Source organism: Aminobacter sp. MSH1 (assembly GCF_003071665.1).
In the GTDB taxonomy this organism is placed as follows: domain Bacteria; phylum Pseudomonadota; class Alphaproteobacteria; order Rhizobiales; family Rhizobiaceae; genus Aminobacter; species Aminobacter niigataensis.
The window spans coordinates 304,763-320,868 of the sequence record NZ_CP026266.1; the positions used below are offsets into that span (position 1 = coordinate 304,763).

At 64.6% G+C, this 16,106-nt stretch carries 16 protein-coding genes; 13 read left to right on the plus strand and 3 right to left on the minus strand.

What is annotated here, in order from left to right; all coding sequences use genetic code 11:
* The first annotated feature begins 19 nt into the window (after positions 1 to 19).
* Entirely contained in the window at positions 20 to 961 is a 942-nt protein-coding gene (locus tag CO731_RS27710) for a hypothetical protein (RefSeq protein ID WP_108610315.1), read from the plus strand.
* On the opposite strand, the gene CO731_RS27715 is transcribed toward CO731_RS27710, so the two are convergent.
* Positions 928 to 2,316, minus strand: a complete 1,389-nt coding sequence (locus CO731_RS27715) for a PLP-dependent aminotransferase family protein (RefSeq protein WP_108610316.1) — start codon at positions 2,314 to 2,316, stop codon at positions 928 to 930. The genes CO731_RS27710 and CO731_RS27715 overlap by 34 nt on opposite strands.
* A gap of 342 nt (positions 2,317 to 2,658) precedes the next feature.
* On the opposite strand from CO731_RS27715, the gene CO731_RS27720 reads away from it, so the two are divergent.
* From CO731_RS27720 to CO731_RS27740, 5 genes are all read left to right on the plus strand, one after another.
* Positions 2,659 to 3,348: an alpha/beta hydrolase gene (locus tag CO731_RS27720; protein ID WP_108610318.1), complete on the plus strand. Its 690-nt coding sequence runs from the start codon at positions 2,659 to 2,661 to the stop codon at positions 3,346 to 3,348.
* A 159-nt stretch (positions 3,349 to 3,507) separates the two neighbouring features.
* Positions 3,508 to 4,542: a cell division protein FtsZ gene (gene ftsZ, locus CO731_RS27725; RefSeq protein WP_108610319.1), complete on the plus strand. Its 1,035-nt coding sequence runs from the start codon at positions 3,508 to 3,510 to the stop codon at positions 4,540 to 4,542.
* 172 nt (positions 4,543 to 4,714) lie between these two features.
* On the plus strand, positions 4,715 to 5,626 hold the full coding sequence (locus tag CO731_RS27730) for a LysR substrate-binding domain-containing protein (RefSeq protein WP_108610320.1): 912 nt from the start codon (positions 4,715 to 4,717) through the stop codon (positions 5,624 to 5,626).
* 100 nt (positions 5,627 to 5,726) lie between these two features.
* Positions 5,727 to 6,284 (plus strand): L-2-amino-thiazoline-4-carboxylic acid hydrolase, encoded by a 558-nt coding sequence (locus CO731_RS27735; RefSeq protein ID WP_108610321.1) that lies wholly within the window; start codon positions 5,727 to 5,729, stop codon positions 6,282 to 6,284.
* 216 nt (positions 6,285 to 6,500) lie between these two features.
* The gene (locus tag CO731_RS27740) at positions 6,501 to 7,745 is read left to right on the plus strand and encodes a Zn-dependent hydrolase (RefSeq protein ID WP_256371679.1); all 1,245 of its coding nucleotides are present in this window, start codon (positions 6,501 to 6,503) and stop codon (positions 7,743 to 7,745) included.
* A 21-nt stretch (positions 7,746 to 7,766) separates the two neighbouring features.
* Here CO731_RS27740 and CO731_RS27745 read toward each other — a convergent pair whose 3' ends face one another.
* On the minus strand, positions 7,767 to 8,597 hold the full coding sequence (locus tag CO731_RS27745) for an alpha/beta hydrolase (RefSeq protein WP_108610385.1): 831 nt from the start codon (positions 8,595 to 8,597) through the stop codon (positions 7,767 to 7,769).
* A gap of 25 nt (positions 8,598 to 8,622) precedes the next feature.
* Positions 8,623 to 8,784, minus strand: a complete 162-nt coding sequence (locus tag CO731_RS28920; RefSeq protein ID WP_159091755.1) for a hypothetical protein — start codon at positions 8,782 to 8,784, stop codon at positions 8,623 to 8,625.
* A 127-nt stretch (positions 8,785 to 8,911) separates the two neighbouring features.
* Between CO731_RS28920 and CO731_RS27750 the strand changes: the two genes are divergently transcribed.
* The 7 genes from CO731_RS27750 to CO731_RS27785 all read left to right on the plus strand — a co-directional run bounded on the left by CO731_RS27750 (position 8,912) and on the right by CO731_RS27785 (position 16,058).
* A complete protein-coding gene (locus CO731_RS27750; RefSeq protein WP_108610323.1) occupies positions 8,912 to 10,537 on the plus strand; it encodes an AMP-binding protein in 1,626 nt (541 codons plus the stop codon).
* Positions 10,534 to 11,370, plus strand: a complete 837-nt coding sequence (kynA, locus tag CO731_RS27755) for a tryptophan 2,3-dioxygenase (protein ID WP_108610324.1) — start codon at positions 10,534 to 10,536, stop codon at positions 11,368 to 11,370. The genes CO731_RS27750 and kynA overlap by 4 nt, the downstream gene beginning before the upstream one ends.
* Before the next feature lie 42 nt (positions 11,371 to 11,412).
* Positions 11,413 to 12,549: an ABC transporter substrate-binding protein gene (locus CO731_RS27760; protein ID WP_108610325.1), complete on the plus strand. Its 1,137-nt coding sequence runs from the start codon at positions 11,413 to 11,415 to the stop codon at positions 12,547 to 12,549.
* A gap of 165 nt (positions 12,550 to 12,714) precedes the next feature.
* Positions 12,715 to 13,635: a branched-chain amino acid ABC transporter permease gene (locus tag CO731_RS27770; protein ID WP_108610326.1), complete on the plus strand. Its 921-nt coding sequence runs from the start codon at positions 12,715 to 12,717 to the stop codon at positions 13,633 to 13,635.
* A gap of 26 nt (positions 13,636 to 13,661) precedes the next feature.
* The gene (locus CO731_RS27775) at positions 13,662 to 14,633 is read left to right on the plus strand and encodes a branched-chain amino acid ABC transporter permease (RefSeq protein ID WP_108610386.1); all 972 of its coding nucleotides are present in this window, start codon (positions 13,662 to 13,664) and stop codon (positions 14,631 to 14,633) included.
* Entirely contained in the window at positions 14,626 to 15,375 is a 750-nt protein-coding gene (locus tag CO731_RS27780) for an ABC transporter ATP-binding protein (protein WP_108610327.1), read from the plus strand. The genes CO731_RS27775 and CO731_RS27780 overlap by 8 nt, the downstream gene beginning before the upstream one ends.
* The gene (locus CO731_RS27785; RefSeq protein WP_108610328.1) at positions 15,372 to 16,058 is read left to right on the plus strand and encodes an ABC transporter ATP-binding protein; all 687 of its coding nucleotides are present in this window, start codon (positions 15,372 to 15,374) and stop codon (positions 16,056 to 16,058) included. Before CO731_RS27780 ends, CO731_RS27785 begins: the two co-directional genes overlap by 4 nt.
* The last annotated feature ends 48 nt before the right edge of the window (positions 16,059 to 16,106 follow it).

Below are 16,106 nucleotides of genomic sequence, written 5' to 3' on the forward strand. Positions count from 1 at the left end.
CAATAACGGATCCAAGCCCATGTACACCGACGTTGCCCGGGCGCTCGACCAGCGCGAACTCCACGACCGGATCTATGCCGGCGACGTGCTGCGCTTCGGCCATCTCAAGCCGATGCGCGAGCTCGTCGACTTCACACGCGCAATGCTCGAGGATGCGTTTGCGCCTTTGAATCCGGTCGAGATCCACAAGCACCTGACGCATCAGCAGCAGATGGAGAGCTTTGCCCAGAGGCAGCGCGACTTTGCCCGTGCGCCAGAGGTCAAGCGCCTGTGGCGCGATCTCTTCGAGGCGGTCGGCCTCGATGCCGAAGGGCTTGCGCGCGACAGCCTCTATCTTCGCTTCCAGCCGCATCAGGACCGTGGCGCCGTCGTGCCTCGCGCCCGCACCACGGCGACCATTGCGTTCCACCGCGACACCTGGGGCTCCAACCTCTACGCGCAGGCCAATTGGTGGGCGCCGATCTATGACATCGACGCCGGGCGCACCTTCGCCATCTATCCTTCGCTGTGGCAGCGTGCGGTGGCCAACACCAGTGCCGAATTCGATCTCGCGGCCTTGCTGGACCGGTCAAAGGCGGGCGGCCGCAACGCCAATGACGCCGACGCGGCCATCCCGCATTTGACCGAACAGCTGGAGGTTACCGACGCCACGCCGGTCGTCCTGGCGCCGGGCGAGGTGATCGCCTTCTCCAGTGCGCACGCCCATGCCGGCGTGCCCAACTCGACCGGTGTGACGCGCATCTCGCTGGAGACCCGCACGCTCTGGATCGACGACGTCCGCTCCGGGCGCGGCGCGCCGAATGTCGACGGTCATGCGCGCTGGATGTCGCCCGGCATGTTCCGGCGGGTGAGCGACGAGGTTCCGCTCAACGAGATCCTCGGCATGGGCCGGGTCGAACCATTCAAAGGCCCCTTCCCTGCCAGCCGTCACACCACCATCGAAGACATGGCCGACTGCTGAGCCAAAAGGGCGGCGACGACCTCGAGGCTGGCAGCAAGCGAGGCATGGCTGGGCGCAGCGCCCAGTCCCAGCCGCACCGCTTCGGGAGCGGGCTCGGTGGCCGCAAAGGCATCGCTGGTGACCACGCCGATGCCGGCCGAACGCAGCCGCGCGGCAAAGTCGCTACGGTTCCAGTGGCCGGGAAGCTTCAGCCAGACGTGGAAGCCTTCGGGGTCGGCCTGGACCAGCTTTGCCGGCAGGATCTTCGACACGATCGCCTGGCGCTGCTTGGCCTCGGTGCGGATCGCAGCCAGCACGGAATGGGCAATGCCGTTTTCGACCCAGTGCGTGGCGACGGCCGACGTCAATGGCGAAGCCATCCCGGCGGTTGCGCGGACCGCGCCGGCGAGGTGGGCGACGGTGCGTCCCTGCGGGACGACCACATAGGCCACGCGCAGCGCCGGCGCCACGCATTTGGCCAGCCCGGCAACATGATAGGTGATGTCGGGGGCGAGTGCTGCCAAGGCGGCCACCGGCTTGGCTGGCAAGGCGCCGTAGGCGTCGTCTTCGACGATCAAGACATTGTGCTGGCGGGCGATTGATACGATGCGTTCGCGCCTAGCCAGAGACAGCGTCGCCGTCGTCGGGTTGTGCAGCGTCGGCGTGCAGTACAAGATTTTGGGCGCGTGTTTGCGGCAGGCTTCCTCGAACGCCTCAGGGATGAGGCCCTGTGCGTCCATCGCAATGCCGGCGACGTGGATGCGCAGATGCTGCGCCACGGCAAGCAGGCCCGGGTAGGTCAGCGCCTCGGCGCAGATCGTTTCTCCCGGCGCGGCCAGCGCGCCGAGAAGCGCGAGCAACGCCCCTTGCGCACCGGGAGCGACCAGCAACCGGCCAGTATCGATCTCGCCGAGCCGCGGGGCCAGCCATGCTGCTCCCGCCGCGCGATCACGCGAGGTGCCACCGGCCTCCTGGTACCGCATCAGCAGGTCCAGTCCGTGGCTCGATTGCAGTTGGGCGATGCCGTCCCACATCGCCGCCGCAAGGTCCGGATCGTCGAAGCGCGGCGGCAGGTTCATGCTCATGTCGATGATCCCCGTCACCGCCGACCCGGCGGATGCGGGACGCCGCGCCGTGACATAGGTGCCCTGCCCGACGCGGCCTTCGACCAGCCCGCGCTTGCGGGCCTCGGCATAGGCGCGGCTGACCGTGGTGAAGTCGATGCCGAGTTGGTCGGCGAGCGTTCGCTGCGGCGGCAGCCTGAAACCGTCAGTCAGCCTGCCCGACGCAATGTCCGTCGCAAGCGCGTCGGCGATCGCCAGGTAAAGAGGGCCCCCAGCCTTGGAGATGGAGGGAGACCAGTTCGTTGTCGTCATTGCTCAGCAGGTTCCAACAGCGTTTTCCATATATATGCACAATGTATGGGAAATGCCACCCATCATTGCCAATCGGCGCATCGTCGCCGTGCAGGCAGAGCTGCTCGCGTGAGCCGCATCACATTTGTTTGCGATGGACGACAATGAATCGACGCCGGGTTCGCTCAGGAATAGGCTCCCCCGCGCATAGTCGTCGCCAGGCAACACCGATTGCCTGCTGCTGCTGATCCTGAAGGCGAAGCTGCCGGCCCTTGCGATGTCGGGGCGGCCGTCCAGATTTCGAAAGGCGACCTGCCGCCAGACGCAAAACGGCTCGAATTCAATCAATGAAGGAGACTGGTTATGCCATCGGTAAAGAATATCGTTCTGGTCCACGGCGCATGGGGCGATGCCTCGCACTGGCGCCACGTCATTCCGCCGCTCCACGCCAAGGGCTACAAGCTGGCAGCGGTGCAAAACCCGCTGACTTCGCTCGCAGACGATATCGAGCGCACGACCAAGCTCGCCGCGGCGCAGGACGGACCTACACTTCTGGTCGGCCATTCCTATGGCGGTGCGGTGATCACCGGCGCCGGCCATGCACCTAACGTCGTCGGGCTGGTCTACATCGCTGCCTTCGCGCCGGAAGAAGGCGACAGCCTCGGCAGCATCTTCGCCCGGCGCGAACCACCGTCGGGCGCAGGCAGCATCCGCCCCGACAAGGAAGGCTTCCTGTGGCTCGCCCAGGACACGTTCCGCCAGAGTTTTGGCCAGGACCTCAGCGAGCCCGAGGCACTGGTCATGGCAGTGACGCAGAAGCCGATTGCCGCGCGCTGCTTCGAAGACAAGTCGGGACCGGCGGCATGGCACACCAAGCCGAGCTGGTACCAGGTATCGAGCCGCGACAACATGATCCCGCCGGAGACCGAGCAATGGATGGCCGAGCGCATCAAGGCGCGCAAGACCATCACCCTCGACGCCAGCCACGCTTCGCTGGCCTCGCATCCGCTCGAAATCGTCACCTTGATCGACGAAGCCGCCAAGTCATTCTGATGCGCCAGGGTCCGCACGGCGGCCATCGCTGCCGTGCGGACCTGTGTCGTCTGGCCGGCTAAAAGCCGCAATCCACAAGCTATCCTTGCAGCGTATGAATCTATCTGATTCCCTAGGGCTGTCCGATTCGGGCAGGGGCGCTGCGCAGGAAACGGCATCATGAGCACTTCCAAGAAATCTGAAATCTCAGAGATGAGGCCGAAGCTGACTGTCATCGGAGTCGGTGGTGGCGGCGGCAATGCCGTCAACAACATGATCGCCGAGGGCCTGGAAGGCACCGAGTTCATCGTTGCCAATACCGATGCCCAGGCGCTCACCATGTCGAAGGCGCCGAGGCTGGTCCAGCTTGGAGCGCTGGTGACCGAGGGGCTGGGCGCCGGCTCCTTGCCCGAGGTCGGGCAGGCCGCGGCCGAAGAATCGATCGACGAGATCATGGATCAGCTTTCCGGCACGCATATGTGCTTTGTCACCGCCGGAATGGGTGGTGGCACCGGAACAGGCGCCGCCCCGGTGATCGCCAAGGCTGCGCGCGACGCCGGCATCCTGACGGTGGCGATCGTCACCAAGCCTTTCACCTTCGAAGGCAAGCGCCGCATGCAGATGGCCGACCGCGGCATCGAGCTTTTGCGCCAGGCCGCCGACACGGTCATCGTCATTCCGAACCAGAACCTGTTTCGGATCGCGACCGAAAAGACGACCTTCGAGGATGCCTTCGGCATGGCCGACAAGGTGCTCTATTCGGGCGTCAGCTGCATCACCAATCTCATCGTCAAGGAAGGCCTGATCAATCTCGACTTCGCCGACGTGAAGACGGTGATGCGTGACATGGGCCGGGCGATGATGGGCACGGGCGTCGGCACCGGCGAAAACCGCGCCAGCAAGGCAGCGGAAGCTTCGATCGCCAACCCGCTGATCGACGAGAACTCGATCAAGGGTGCACGCGGTGTCCTGATCTCGATTTCGGGCGGCATGGACATGACGCTGTTCGAGGTCGACGAGGCCGCGACCCGCATCCGCGAGGAAGTCGGCGACGATGCCGACATCATCGTCGGCGCCATCTTCGACAATTCGCTCGAAGGGCAGTTCAAGGTGTCCGTCGTTGCCACAGGCCTCGAGATGTCCGCCAATCAGGGCGAGCCCGTCGTCAACATGCGTGGACAGCCGGCACCAGGATCGATGCAGCCGCTCCACTGAAGCATGCGGCCAGCGGCGTCGACGTTGGCCAGGTAGGCAGGACCGACGCTGATCGGCAAGGGGGCTGTCTTCCCGCCCCGCCTGCCTGAAAGCCGGCTTTCGACCCAGAGACGCGTTGCACTCCGCTTGCGTATGTCAGAAGTTGGCGACGAGTGCCTTCTGGCGGAAATCGATGAAGCTGGCTCATGAATCAGATCTGTTGCCGCTGAACGCCGCCAAGGCGTTCGAGGCCTTTGCCCGCTTGGGCAGCGTGACGGCGGCAGCCGACGAACTCGGCTTGACAGCCTCGGCGGTCAGCCATCGCCTGGCGCAGCTTGAAGAATTCGTCGGTACCAAGCTGACCGAACGGCACGGACGCGGTCTGGCGCTGACCGCCGAGGGCCGGGAATATCTGGAATCGATCCTGCCGGCGTTCTTCCTGCTGCGCACCGCCACCAGTCAGCTGCGCTTCAGGGCGAGTGCGCACGAGATCTCGATCAGCGCCATCCCGCTGTTTGCCGTAAGCTGGCTGATCCCCCGTCTTGCCGGGTTCAGCCGCCAGAACCGCGATATCGACGTCCGCGTGACCTATGCCCAGAACCGCAACTATTCGAGCGATGCGGCCGATATATCGGTGCGGTTCGGCGCCGGCGCCTGGCTGGGCTACAAGAGCGAGCTCTTCCTCAGCGGCGCCGTCGTGCCGGTGGCGAGCCCTGCCCTGCTGCAAGGCCGCGACCGATTGCCGGGCGAGGAAACGATTGCCGGGCTGCCGCTGATCCACGACGAAAGCCGCGACCATTGGCTGAACTGGTTTCGCGCGGCCGGCGTGCGGGCGGATCACCAGCATCTTTCCGGTCCCCTGTTCGAGGACGGGTTGCTGGTCCGCGCCGCTGCCGTCTCCGGCCTGGGCGCTGCGCTGTGCCGGCTGCCGCTCGTCGCCGACGACATTACGCATGGCAGGCTGGTCGTGCTTTCCGACCGCTCGCTGGACGACGGCCGGAACTATTATCTCTGTACCAGGACCGACCGGGAGCTGCCGCAGATGTCCCGCCGCTTCGTCGCCTGGATGCGGGCCGAACGCGACAAACACCAGTTGCAATCGTGAAATTGAGCTCAGCAGTTGAGGGATCTGCGATGGTCATGGTCTGGCGCAATCTCTAGTCTCGCCTCGAGACGCCCATATGGGCGTAAATGCAGAGGCTCAAATGACCGACAAGCAACCCACCACGCCCGAACGGGATCCGCTCGATCCCCAGTCGAACGTGCAGGCAGCCATCGACAGCCTGGGCATCCTTGCCCGCCGCCGCATCGAGGCGGAGATCATCAAGCCGATCTACGAGGAGATGGTGGTGCGCTTCGGCCGCGAGGCGGCGCGCGAAACGCTGCGTACGGCAATCACCAATGCGGCGATCGAGGCCGGCAAGAAGTTTGCCGCGGCCGAGAAGGGTCCCGTCGACCTCAAGTCGTTCGCAGCGCTGCAGCCGAAATGGCGCCAGGACGATGCGCTGCATTTCGAAGTGCTGACCGAGACGGCCGACCAGTTCGACTACAACGTCACCCGCTGCCGCTATGCCGAGATGTATCATTCGATGGGCCTCGGCGAGATCGGCACGCTGCTGTCCTGCCAGCGCGATGGCACGTTCTGCGAAGGCTACGATCCGCGCATTTCGATGACGCGCACCCGCACCATCATGGAAGGCAACGGCAGCTGCGACTTCAGGTATCGGATGAACAGCAACGACGACGCCAACACGAGCAGCTAGACCGCTACGGCGCTGTACGCCCAACCGGACGCGCAATGGACGCTGCAGAACTTTGAACCTGTGCATGATCCTTTCGGGAAATCGCTTCCGATCTGGGGTTCATGCACTGGCTCTTTGACCTTGCGATTCAAAGGCCGAATGCCGACGCGGCGCGCCCGCCACGGCAGGGCTGTTTCGCGCTTGGCAAAACGAGGAGTTGGAAAGTTGGACAACCCAGTGACCCGCACGAACGCCAGGATCGACCAGGACCGGCTCTGGGATTCGCTGATGGAAATGGCGAAGGTCGGACCCGGTATCGCCGGCGGCAGCAACAGGCAGACCCTGACCGACGAGGACGCCGAGGGCCGCCGCCTGTTCAAGACATGGTGCGACGAGGCCGGGCTGGAGATGGGCGTCGACGACATGGGCTCGATGTTCGCCTGCCGCGCGGGCACCGATCCCGCCGCCCTGCCGGTCTACATCGGCAGCCACCTCGACACCCAGCCGACCGGCGGCAAGTTCGACGGTGTGCTGGGCGTGCTCGGCGGCCTCGAGGTCGTGCGCACGCTGAATGACCTGGGCATCCAGACCAGGCACCCCATCGTCGTTACCAACTGGACGAATGAGGAGGGTTGTCGCTTCGCGCCCGCCATGGTCGCGTCGGGCGTCTTCGCCGGGACCATCGACAAGGATTGGGCCTATTCCCGCGAGGACGCCAAGGGCAAGCGCTTCGGTGACGAACTCGAGCGGATTGGCTGGAAGGGGACGGAGAAGACCGGCGCCCGCAAGATGAAGGCCTATTTCGAGCTGCACATCGAACAGGGGCCTATCCTCGAGGACGAAGGCATCGACATCGGCGTGGTCACCCACGGCCAGGGCCTGAAGTGGCTGCAGGTGACGCTGGTCGGCAAGGAAGCGCATTCGGGCGGCACGCCCATGTACAAGCGCCGCAATGCCGCGCTCGGCATGGCCAGGGTGATCGAGCTGGTCCAGGAGGTGACGATGGACTACCAGCCCGACGCGGTGGGCAATGTCGGGCACGTCGAAGTTCATCCCAACTCGCGCAGCACCGTTCCCGGCCGTACCGTTCTCACCATCGACATCCGCTCGCCCGAAAAGGACGTGCTCGATGCCATGGACCAGCGGATCCGCGAGGGCATCGCCCTGATCGCTGAGGCGCTCGACATCGGGCACGATGTCGAGCAGGTCGGCCACTTTGATCCCGTCGCCTTCGACAGCGAGTGCGTGCAGATGGTGCGCAATGCCGCCGAAAGGCTCGGCTACAGCCACCGCGACATCGTCTCGGGCGCCGGACACGACGCCTGCTGGGTCAACCGGGTGACGCCGACGGCGATGATCTTCTGCCCCTGCGTCGACGGCCTGTCGCACCACGAGGCCGAGGAGATAGACCCCGAATGGGCGGCCGCCGGCTGCGACGTGCTTTTGCACGCCGTGCTGGAGGCGGCTGTCGTAACGGGCTGATTTGCCCAGAGCCGGAAGCGGTTATTCCGAAAGCAGGGTGCGGGTCAGTTGGTGGTTCGCATCGGCAAGGCCATCGATGATATTGAAGTGGTGACGGTCGGGCTCGACCACGGCCGACGTCGTGGCGCCAAGGCCGGTCCAGATGTTGGCGAGCAGCGCATTCTGGCGCAGAAATTCGGCGCGCTCGCCGCCACCGACCCAGCAGGTGATGCGGGCATTTTCCACTGGCCGCAGCAAGGCCGGGCTGTCGGCCAGTGCCTCGGCTTCGTCGATCCTGAGTGTCCCGTTCATGGCCGTGTTGATCAGAGGGCGCAGGTCGTGCAGGCCCGAGATCGATACGACATGGCGGATGCGGGCCTGGACTTCCGGCGCAAGCGGGGAGCCGGCCGCGACCATGCGGGAAACCAGATGTCCGCCGGCCGAATGCCCGGTCAGCATCAGGGGGCCATCCACCATCTCGGCCGCCTTGCCGACGGCCGCGCCAATCTCCTCGACGATGCCAGCGATGCGGATTTCGGGGCACAGCGTGTAGGACGGCATGGCAACCGCGTAGCCGCTGGCAACCGATCCGGCCGCCAGGTGCGACCAGAAGCTCTTGTCGAGCGCCATCCAGTAGCCGCCATGCACGAACACGACGAGCCCCTTCGGCGCACCTTCGGGCAAGAACAGATCGAGGCGGTTGCGCGGCTGGTCACCGTAGGCGATGTCGAGTTTTGCCCGCCCGACCGCCGCCAGATCCTCGCGAAATGCCTGAGCCGGCTCCACCCACGCCGCCGGCCAGCGGTCGCCGCCGGGGATGTTGGCACCGTTGGTATAGGCATTGTCCCAATCGTTGATGTGATGTTCGAGCACCGGCACACTCCCTGGCGGCATCGTTTCAGGTCGTAGCAATGGCCAGCGCCAGCGGCGGCGTCAATGCTTTGCGCGCCAAAAACTTTAGGCTTGAAATAAATTTGGACTGATGCCATTCTCCTGCCGTCCAGTCGAGAATGGGAGGTCTCGCTGCGCCGCTCGCAAGACGTGCCGAAGTTTCTTCCACGCCCGCCTTCTCTCGAAGGCACTGCGCAGCGGCCGCCGATGCGACCCCTCCCCCAGAGAATGCAGATAACAACGAAGCCGGGCACAGTCGCGCCACGGTGAGGAAGCAGATAGGGAACAGCCGCAGAATGCTTGGACCGTCAGCGCATATCGACACTTTCACGCGCGACAACCTCCCGCCCGAGGATCAATGGCCGACGTTCCTGCTCAACGGTTTCGACTATCCCGAATACCTCAATGCCGGCGTTGAGCTGACCGACCGGCTGGTCGAAAAAGGCCTGGGCGACCACACGGCGCTGATCGGCAACGGCCGCCGCCGCACCTACAAGGAACTGTCCGACTGGACCAACCGGCTGGCGCATGCGCTGGTCGAGAATTACGGCGTCAAGCCGGGCAACCGGGTGCTGATCCGCTCGGCCAACAATCCGGCCATGGTCGCCTGCTGGCTGGCTGCCACCAAGGCCGGCGCCGTCGTCGTCAACACCATGCCGATGCTGCGTGCCGGCGAACTGGCCAAGATCGTCGACAAGGCCGAGATCACTATCGCGCTCTGCGACACCCGCCTGATGGACGAGATGGTCGCCTGCGCCAAGGACAGCCCCTTCCTCAGAAAAGTCATCGGCTTCGATGGCACCGCCAATCATGATGCCGAGCTCGACCGCGTCGCCCTCGACAAGCCGGTGATCTTCGAAGCAGTGAAGACCGGCCGCGACGACGTCGCTTTGCTCGGCTTCACCTCTGGAACGACAGGGGTTCCGAAGGCGACGATGCATTTCCATCGCGACCTTCTGATCATCGCCGACGCCTATGCCAAGGAGGTCCTGTCGGTGACGTCGGACGACGTCTTCGTCGGGTCGCCACCACTCGCCTTCACCTTCGGCCTCGGCGGCCTCGCCATCTTCCCGCTGCGCTTCGGTGCGGCCGCGACGCTGCTTGAGCAGGCGACGCCACCGAACATGGTCCACATCATCGAGACCTACAAAGCGACGATCTCGTTCACCGCGCCCACCGCCTACAGGGCGATGCTGAAGGCGATGGACGAAGGCGCCGACCTGTCGTCGCTGCGCGTCGCGGTCTCTGCCGGCGAAACCCTGCCTGGACCGGTCTTCGACGAATGGACCGCAAAGACCGGCAAGCCGATCCTCGATGGCATCGGCGCCACCGAGATGCTGCACATCTTCATTTCCAACCGCTTCGAGGACATGAAGCCCGCCTCCACCGGCAAGCCGGTCGGTGGCTACGAGGCGCGTGTCGTCGACGCGGACATGAACGAGGTGCCGCGCGGCACCGTGGGCAAGCTTGCCGTGCGCGGCCCGACCGGCTGCCGCTACATGTCGGACGATCGCCAGCTCGAATATGTCCGCGACGGCTGGAACCTGACCGGCGACGCCTTCCTGCAGGACGAGGACGGCTTCTTCCACTTCGCCGCCCGCTCCGACGACATGATCGTCAGCGCCGGCTACAACATCGCCGGCCCCGAGGTTGAGGCAGCGCTGTTCTCGCATCCGGAAGTCGCCGAATGCGCCGTGATCGGCGCCGAGGACGGCGATCGAGGTCAGATCGTCGAGGCCTATGTCGTGCTGGTGCAAGGCGTGGCAGCGGATGCTGCAACCATCAAGCGCCTGCAGGACCATGTGAAGGCAACGATCGCACCCTACAAATATCCGCGCTCGGTGAAGTTCATCGACGCCCTGCCCAAGACCCAGACCGGCAAGATCCAGCGCTTCCGGCTCCGCGCGGAGAAGATGAATTGAGCAAGCCATACGATCCCTCGGCCGAAGGCGCGCAGATGTCGTTCAAGGACCGCATGTCCTACAGCGACTACCTGCACCTGGAAAAGGTGCTGGACGCGCAGGAGCCCCTATCCACTGCCCACGACGAGATGCTGTTCATCATCCAGCATCAGACCTCGGAGCTGTGGATGAAGCTCGCCCTGCACGAGATCAGCTCGGCGATCCGGTCCATCCGTGCCGACCGCCTCGAGCCGTCCTTCAAGATGCTGACGCGCGTATCGCGCATCTTCGAGCAACTGAACAATGCCTGGGACGTGCTCAGGACGATGACGCCGAGCGAATACACCGAGTTCCGCGACTCGCTCGGCCAGTCCTCGGGCTTCCAGTCCTGGCAGTACCGGGCGATCGAGTTCATGGCCGGCAACCGCAACGTGGCGATGCTGCGCCCGCACGCGCACCAGCCGGAGCTGACCGAGAAACTGGAAGCGGTGCTCGCCCAGCCTTCGCTCTATGACGAGGCGATCCTTTTGCTTGCCCGCAACGGCTTCGACGTCGGGGCGGATGCCAGGCGTACCGACTGGCGCGAGACCCGCACCGAGAGCGAGGAAGTGCTTGTCGCCTGGCAAGCGATCTACCGCGACCCCCAACGCTACTGGATGTTCTACGAACTGGCCGAGAAGCTGGTCGACTTCGAGGATTATTTCCGCCGCTGGCGTTTCAACCACGTCACCACGGTCGAACGCATCATCGGCATGAAACGCGGCACCGGCGGAACGTCAGGCGCATCGTATCTGAAGAAGATGCTGGAGGTTGAACTGTTCCCTGAACTCTGGAAAGTTCGTACCCGGCTCTGAAGCTTTTTTGATTACAACGAGAACACTCGGAGGGAGAACCTAATGAAGAAGATTATTGCAGCCGGCATCTTCGGCTTGTCGCTGGCGACTTCCGGCCTGGCCTATGCCGAGCCGGTCAAGATCGGCGTCATCACCACGCTTTCGGGCGGCGGCGCGGGCCTTGGCGTCGACATGCGCGATGCCTTTGCGCTGGCCATGAAGCAGTCCGGCAACAAGGATGTCGAACTCGTCATCGAGGACGATGCCCAGAAGCCCGAGATTGCCGTGCAACTCGCCGAAAAGATGATCCAGAGCGACAAGGTCGACCTGCTCACCGGCATCATCTGGTCGAACCTCGCCATGGCCGTGGTGCCGAACGCGGTCGCGCAGGACGTGATCTACCTGTCGCCGAACGCGGGCCCGTCGGCCCTTGCCGGCGCCAAATGCAGCCCGAACTACTTCAACGTCGCCTACCAGAACGACAATTTCCATGAAGCGATGGGGCAGTACGCCAACAAGGACTACAAGAAGACCTTCATCCTCGCCCCGAACTATCCGGCCGGCAAGGATTCGCTGACCGGCTTCAAGCGCTACTACAAGGGTGAACTGGCCGGCGAGACTTACACCCAGGTTGGCCAGACCGACTACGCCGCCGAGATTGCCCAGATCCGCGATTCCGGCGCCGACTCGGTGTTCTTCTTCCTGCCCGGCGGCATGGGCATCTCCTTCATGAAGCAATACGCCCAGTCCGGCGTGAACATTCCGGTCATGGGCCCCGGCTTCTCCTTTGACCAGGACATCCTGCCTGCGGTCGGCGATGCGGCCCTCGGCGTCAAGAACTCGGCAAGCTGGTCCAAGGACCTCGACAACGAGGCCAACAAGGCGTTCGTCGAAGCCTTCCAGGCCGAGTACAAGCGCCTGCCCTCGGTCTATGCCGCCCAGAGCTGGGACACGGCAAACCTGATCCTGTCGGCGCTCGGCAAGGCCAGCGTCAAGGACAAGGACGCCTTCCGCGCCGCCCTCAAGGCAGCCGACTTCAAGTCGGTACGCGGCGACTTCACCTTCAACACCAACAACCACCCGGTCCAGAACATCTACGTGCGCGAGGTGGTGAAGGAAGGCGACGTCCTGACCAACAAGATCGTTGCCACCGCCTTCGAGAAGCACGGCGACGCCTACGCCGAACAGTGCAAGATGTAGGCTTCCCTTCTCCCCGCATGCGGGGAGAAGGTGCCGGCAGGCGGATGAGGGGCGGGCGGCGCCCGCAAACCTCAACATTGCCCCTCACCCTTACCCTCTCCCCGCAAACGGGGAGAGGGAGGCGTCTTCGTCGCATCTTTAAACCCAGCCAGCGAAAGCGTCCCCTTGTCCATCGCACTGCTCATCGAGCAAATTCTGAACGGGCTGCAGCTCGGCGTAATGCTGTTCCTCATGGCCGCCGGCCTGACGCTGATCTTCGGCGTCATGGGCCTGATCAACCTCGCCCATGGCTCGCTCTACATGGTCGGCGCCTTCGCCTGTGCGGCGGTGGCAGCCGCCACCGGCTCGTTCTGGATCGGCCTCGTCGCCAGCCTGATAGCGGCAGCCGCTGCGGGCGCGATCATGGAGGTTACCGTCATTCGCCGGCTCTATGACCGCGACCATCTCGACCAGGTGCTGGCGACGTTCGCGCTCATCCTGATCTTTTCGGAAGGCACGCGCTGGCTGTTCGGATCGTTCCCGCTCTATCTCGACATTCCGCCGCTGCTCCAGGGAGCCGTTCCGCTCCCCGGCGGCGGGCAATACCAGCTCTATCGCCTTGCCATCATCGGCGTCGGCATCGTGGTCGCAGTCGGGCTCTATTTCCTGATCTCGCGCACCCGTCTCGGCATGCGCATCCGCGCCGGCGAATCCGACCGCGAGATGATCGCAGCCCTCGGCGTCGATATCCGCACGCTCTACACCGTGGTTTTTGCGCTGGGTGCCGCCCTCGCTGGTCTCGCCGGAGCACTTGTCGGCGCGCTGCAGTCGGTGCAGGTCGGCATGGGCGAACCGGCGCTCATCCTCGCTTTCGTCGTCATCGTCATTGGCGGCATAGGCTCGATCAAGGGCGCGCTGTTCGGCGCCATCCTCGTCGGCGTCGTCGACACCATGGGCCGCTTCCTGCTGCCCAAGGCGCTCGCCCTGATGATACCTGCGGCGCAGGCCGGCCCGATCGGCGCCGCCCTCGCCTCCATGCTGATCTACATCGTCATGGCGCTGATCCTCGCTTTCAGACCGCGCGGCCTGTTCGCGGCGCAGTCGTGAGGCCGGCCATGACAAACGCATCCCTGATGACACGCGAAACCATCGTCAACGTTCTCCTGGCCCTGCTGCTGCTGGCGATTCCGCTCGGCGCCTCCGCCATGGGCGAGCCGTTCTACATCACGCTTGCGACGCGCATCGCTGTGCTGGCTCTTGCCGCCGTCGGCCTCAACATCGCGCTCGGCCTTGGCGGGCTGGTTTCGTTCGGCCATGCTGCATTCTTCGGCCTCGGCGGATATGCGGCGGGCATCCTGGCGACCCATGCCTTCGACGGCGTGCCGCTCTTCGCCGGCATCCCGGGCACGGATTCGATGCCGATCATCTGGCTCGTCACGGTGGTGGTCTGCGGGCTCCTCGCCTTGCCCATCGGCGCGATTAGCCTGCGCACGACTGGCGTCTACTTCATCATGATCACGCTCGCCTTCGCGCAGATGATCTACTACTTCGCCATTTCCTGGCCGGCCTATGGCGGCGAGGACGGGCTGTCGATCTACGTCCGAAGTGCCTTTCCCGGCGCCAACACCGCCCAGCCGCTGCCGTTCTTCCTGATCTGCTATGCCGTGCTCATGACAGCGCTGGGCCTGTTCTGGCTGCTGCGCGGATCGCGCTTTGGCGCTGCTCTGCAGGCAGCCCGGCAGAATGCAACGCGGCTGTCTGCGGTGGGCATCGCGCCGTTCAACATCAGGCTGGTCGCCTTCGCCGTCTCGGCGATGGTCACCGGCGTGGCCGGCGCGCTGTTTGCCGACCTCAACAAGTTCGTCAGCCCGTCGATGATGTCGTGGCACATGTCGGGCGAACTGATCGTGCTGATCATCCTTGGCGGCAAAGGCCGGCTGTTCGGGCCGGTCGCGGGCGCCATGCTCTATGTTATGTTTGAATTCGCGCTTGGTGGCATCACCGAACGCTGGCAGTTCTTCCTCGGCCTTATCCTGCTCGGTGTCGTGCTGTTTGCGCGCGGCGGGCTGCTCGGCCTTTTGGCAGGAAAGGCGCGTCATGGCTGAGCCGGTCCTCGAAATCCGCGAATTGCGCAAGACCTTCGGCGCGCTGAAGGCGACTGACGGCGTCAGCCTAACGCTGATGCCGGGCGAGATCCACGCGCTGATCGGTCCCAACGGTGCGGGCAAGAGCACGCTGATCCACCAGATTTCGGGCTCGATCAGGCCTAATAGTGGCACGATCCGTTTCCTCGGCCAGGACATGGCCGGGCTCGACATGGCCGCACGCGCCCGGCTGGGGCTTGGGCGCAGTTTCCAGATATCGTCGCTGGTGCAGGAATTTTCAGCGCTGCGCAATGTCATGCTGGCGGTGCAGGCGCGGCAGGGTTCGAGCTTCCGCTTCTTCCGCCCCGTCATGGGCGATCCGACGCTGACCGAGCCGGCGATGGCGATGTTGGAACGCGTCGGCCTGGCCGGGCGTGCGCACATGCCCGCCGCCGAGCTGTCGCATGGCGAGCGCCGCCAGCTCGAAATAGCCATTGCGCTGGCGCTTGGCTCGAAAGCCTTCCTGTTCGACGAGCCTATGGCCGGCATGGGCCCGGAAGGCTCGAAAAGCCTGACAAAATTTCTCGACGGCCTACGCCACGAGGCGCCGATCCTTTTGGTGGAACACGACATGGATGCGGTGTTCGCGCTCGCCGACCGCATCTCCGTTCTCGTCTATGGCCGCGTCGTCGCTACCGGCACGGTGGACGAGATCCGCAACGACCCCGAAGTCCGCCGGGCCTATCTCGGAGAAGCCGCGTGAGCCTGCTCGAACTCAAGGGCGTCGAGACTTTCTACGGCGCTTCGCAGGCGCTGTTCGGCGTTACGCTCGACGTCAGCGAGGGCGAAGTCGTGGCGCTGATGGGCCGCAACGGCATGGGTAAGACGACGACGATCAATTCCATACTTGGCTTGGCGAAACCACGCTCGGGCACGATCAGCTTCGGCGGCCGCCAGGTCGCCGGCATGCGGCCGCACCGCATTGCGCGTCTCGGTCTCGGGCTGGTGCCCGAGGGACGGCGCTGCTTTCCCAACCTCACGGTGTTCGAAAATCTCGTCGCCGCAGCCCGCGGCAGCGAGTGGACCTACGACAAGGTGGTGGAGTTGTTCCCGCGTCTCGGCGAACGCCGCGACCAATACGCCAACACGCTGTCGGGTGGCGAGCAGCAGATGCTGGCCATCGGCCGGGCGCTGATGACTAATCCCAGCCTGCTCATCCTCGACGAGGCGACCGAGGGCCTGGCGCCGGTCATCCGCCAGGATATCTGGGCGGCGATCCGCAAGCTCAAGGCTGAAGGCCAGTCGATCCTGGTCGTCGACAAGACTTTGTCCGAATTGCTGCCGGTGGCCGACCGCTGCTTCGTCCTGGAAAAGGGCGTGGCGGTCTTTTCGGGCGCGCCCGAGGCGCTGACGCCTGAACTTCAGGACCGCTATCTCGGGGTATGAAAAAGGGCGGCCGGGCCGCCCTTTTCCTTGATCTCTTGGTTCTGGCCG

Bases quoted from the DNA above. Each gene is read 5' to 3' on its own strand.
- CO731_RS27710 (WP_108610315.1), top strand. From the start codon at position 20: ATGTACACCGACGTTGCCCGGGCGCTCGACCAGCGCGAACTCCACGAC.
- CO731_RS27715 (WP_108610316.1), bottom strand. From the start codon at position 2,316: ATGACGACAACGAACTGGTCTCCCTCCATCTCCAAGGCTGGGGGCCCT.
- CO731_RS27720 (WP_108610318.1), top strand. From the start codon at position 2,659: ATGCCATCGGTAAAGAATATCGTTCTGGTCCACGGCGCATGGGGCGAT.
- ftsZ (WP_108610319.1), top strand. From the start codon at position 3,508: ATGAGCACTTCCAAGAAATCTGAAATCTCAGAGATGAGGCCGAAGCTG.
- CO731_RS27730 (WP_108610320.1), top strand. From the start codon at position 4,715: ATGAAGCTGGCTCATGAATCAGATCTGTTGCCGCTGAACGCCGCCAAG.
- CO731_RS27735 (WP_108610321.1), top strand. From the start codon at position 5,727: ATGACCGACAAGCAACCCACCACGCCCGAACGGGATCCGCTCGATCCC.
- CO731_RS27750 (WP_108610323.1), top strand. From the start codon at position 8,912: ATGCTTGGACCGTCAGCGCATATCGACACTTTCACGCGCGACAACCTC.
- CO731_RS27760 (WP_108610325.1), top strand. From the start codon at position 11,413: ATGAAGAAGATTATTGCAGCCGGCATCTTCGGCTTGTCGCTGGCGACT.
- CO731_RS27775 (WP_108610386.1), top strand. From the start codon at position 13,662: ATGACACGCGAAACCATCGTCAACGTTCTCCTGGCCCTGCTGCTGCTG.
- CO731_RS27780 (WP_108610327.1), top strand. From the start codon at position 14,626: ATGGCTGAGCCGGTCCTCGAAATCCGCGAATTGCGCAAGACCTTCGGC.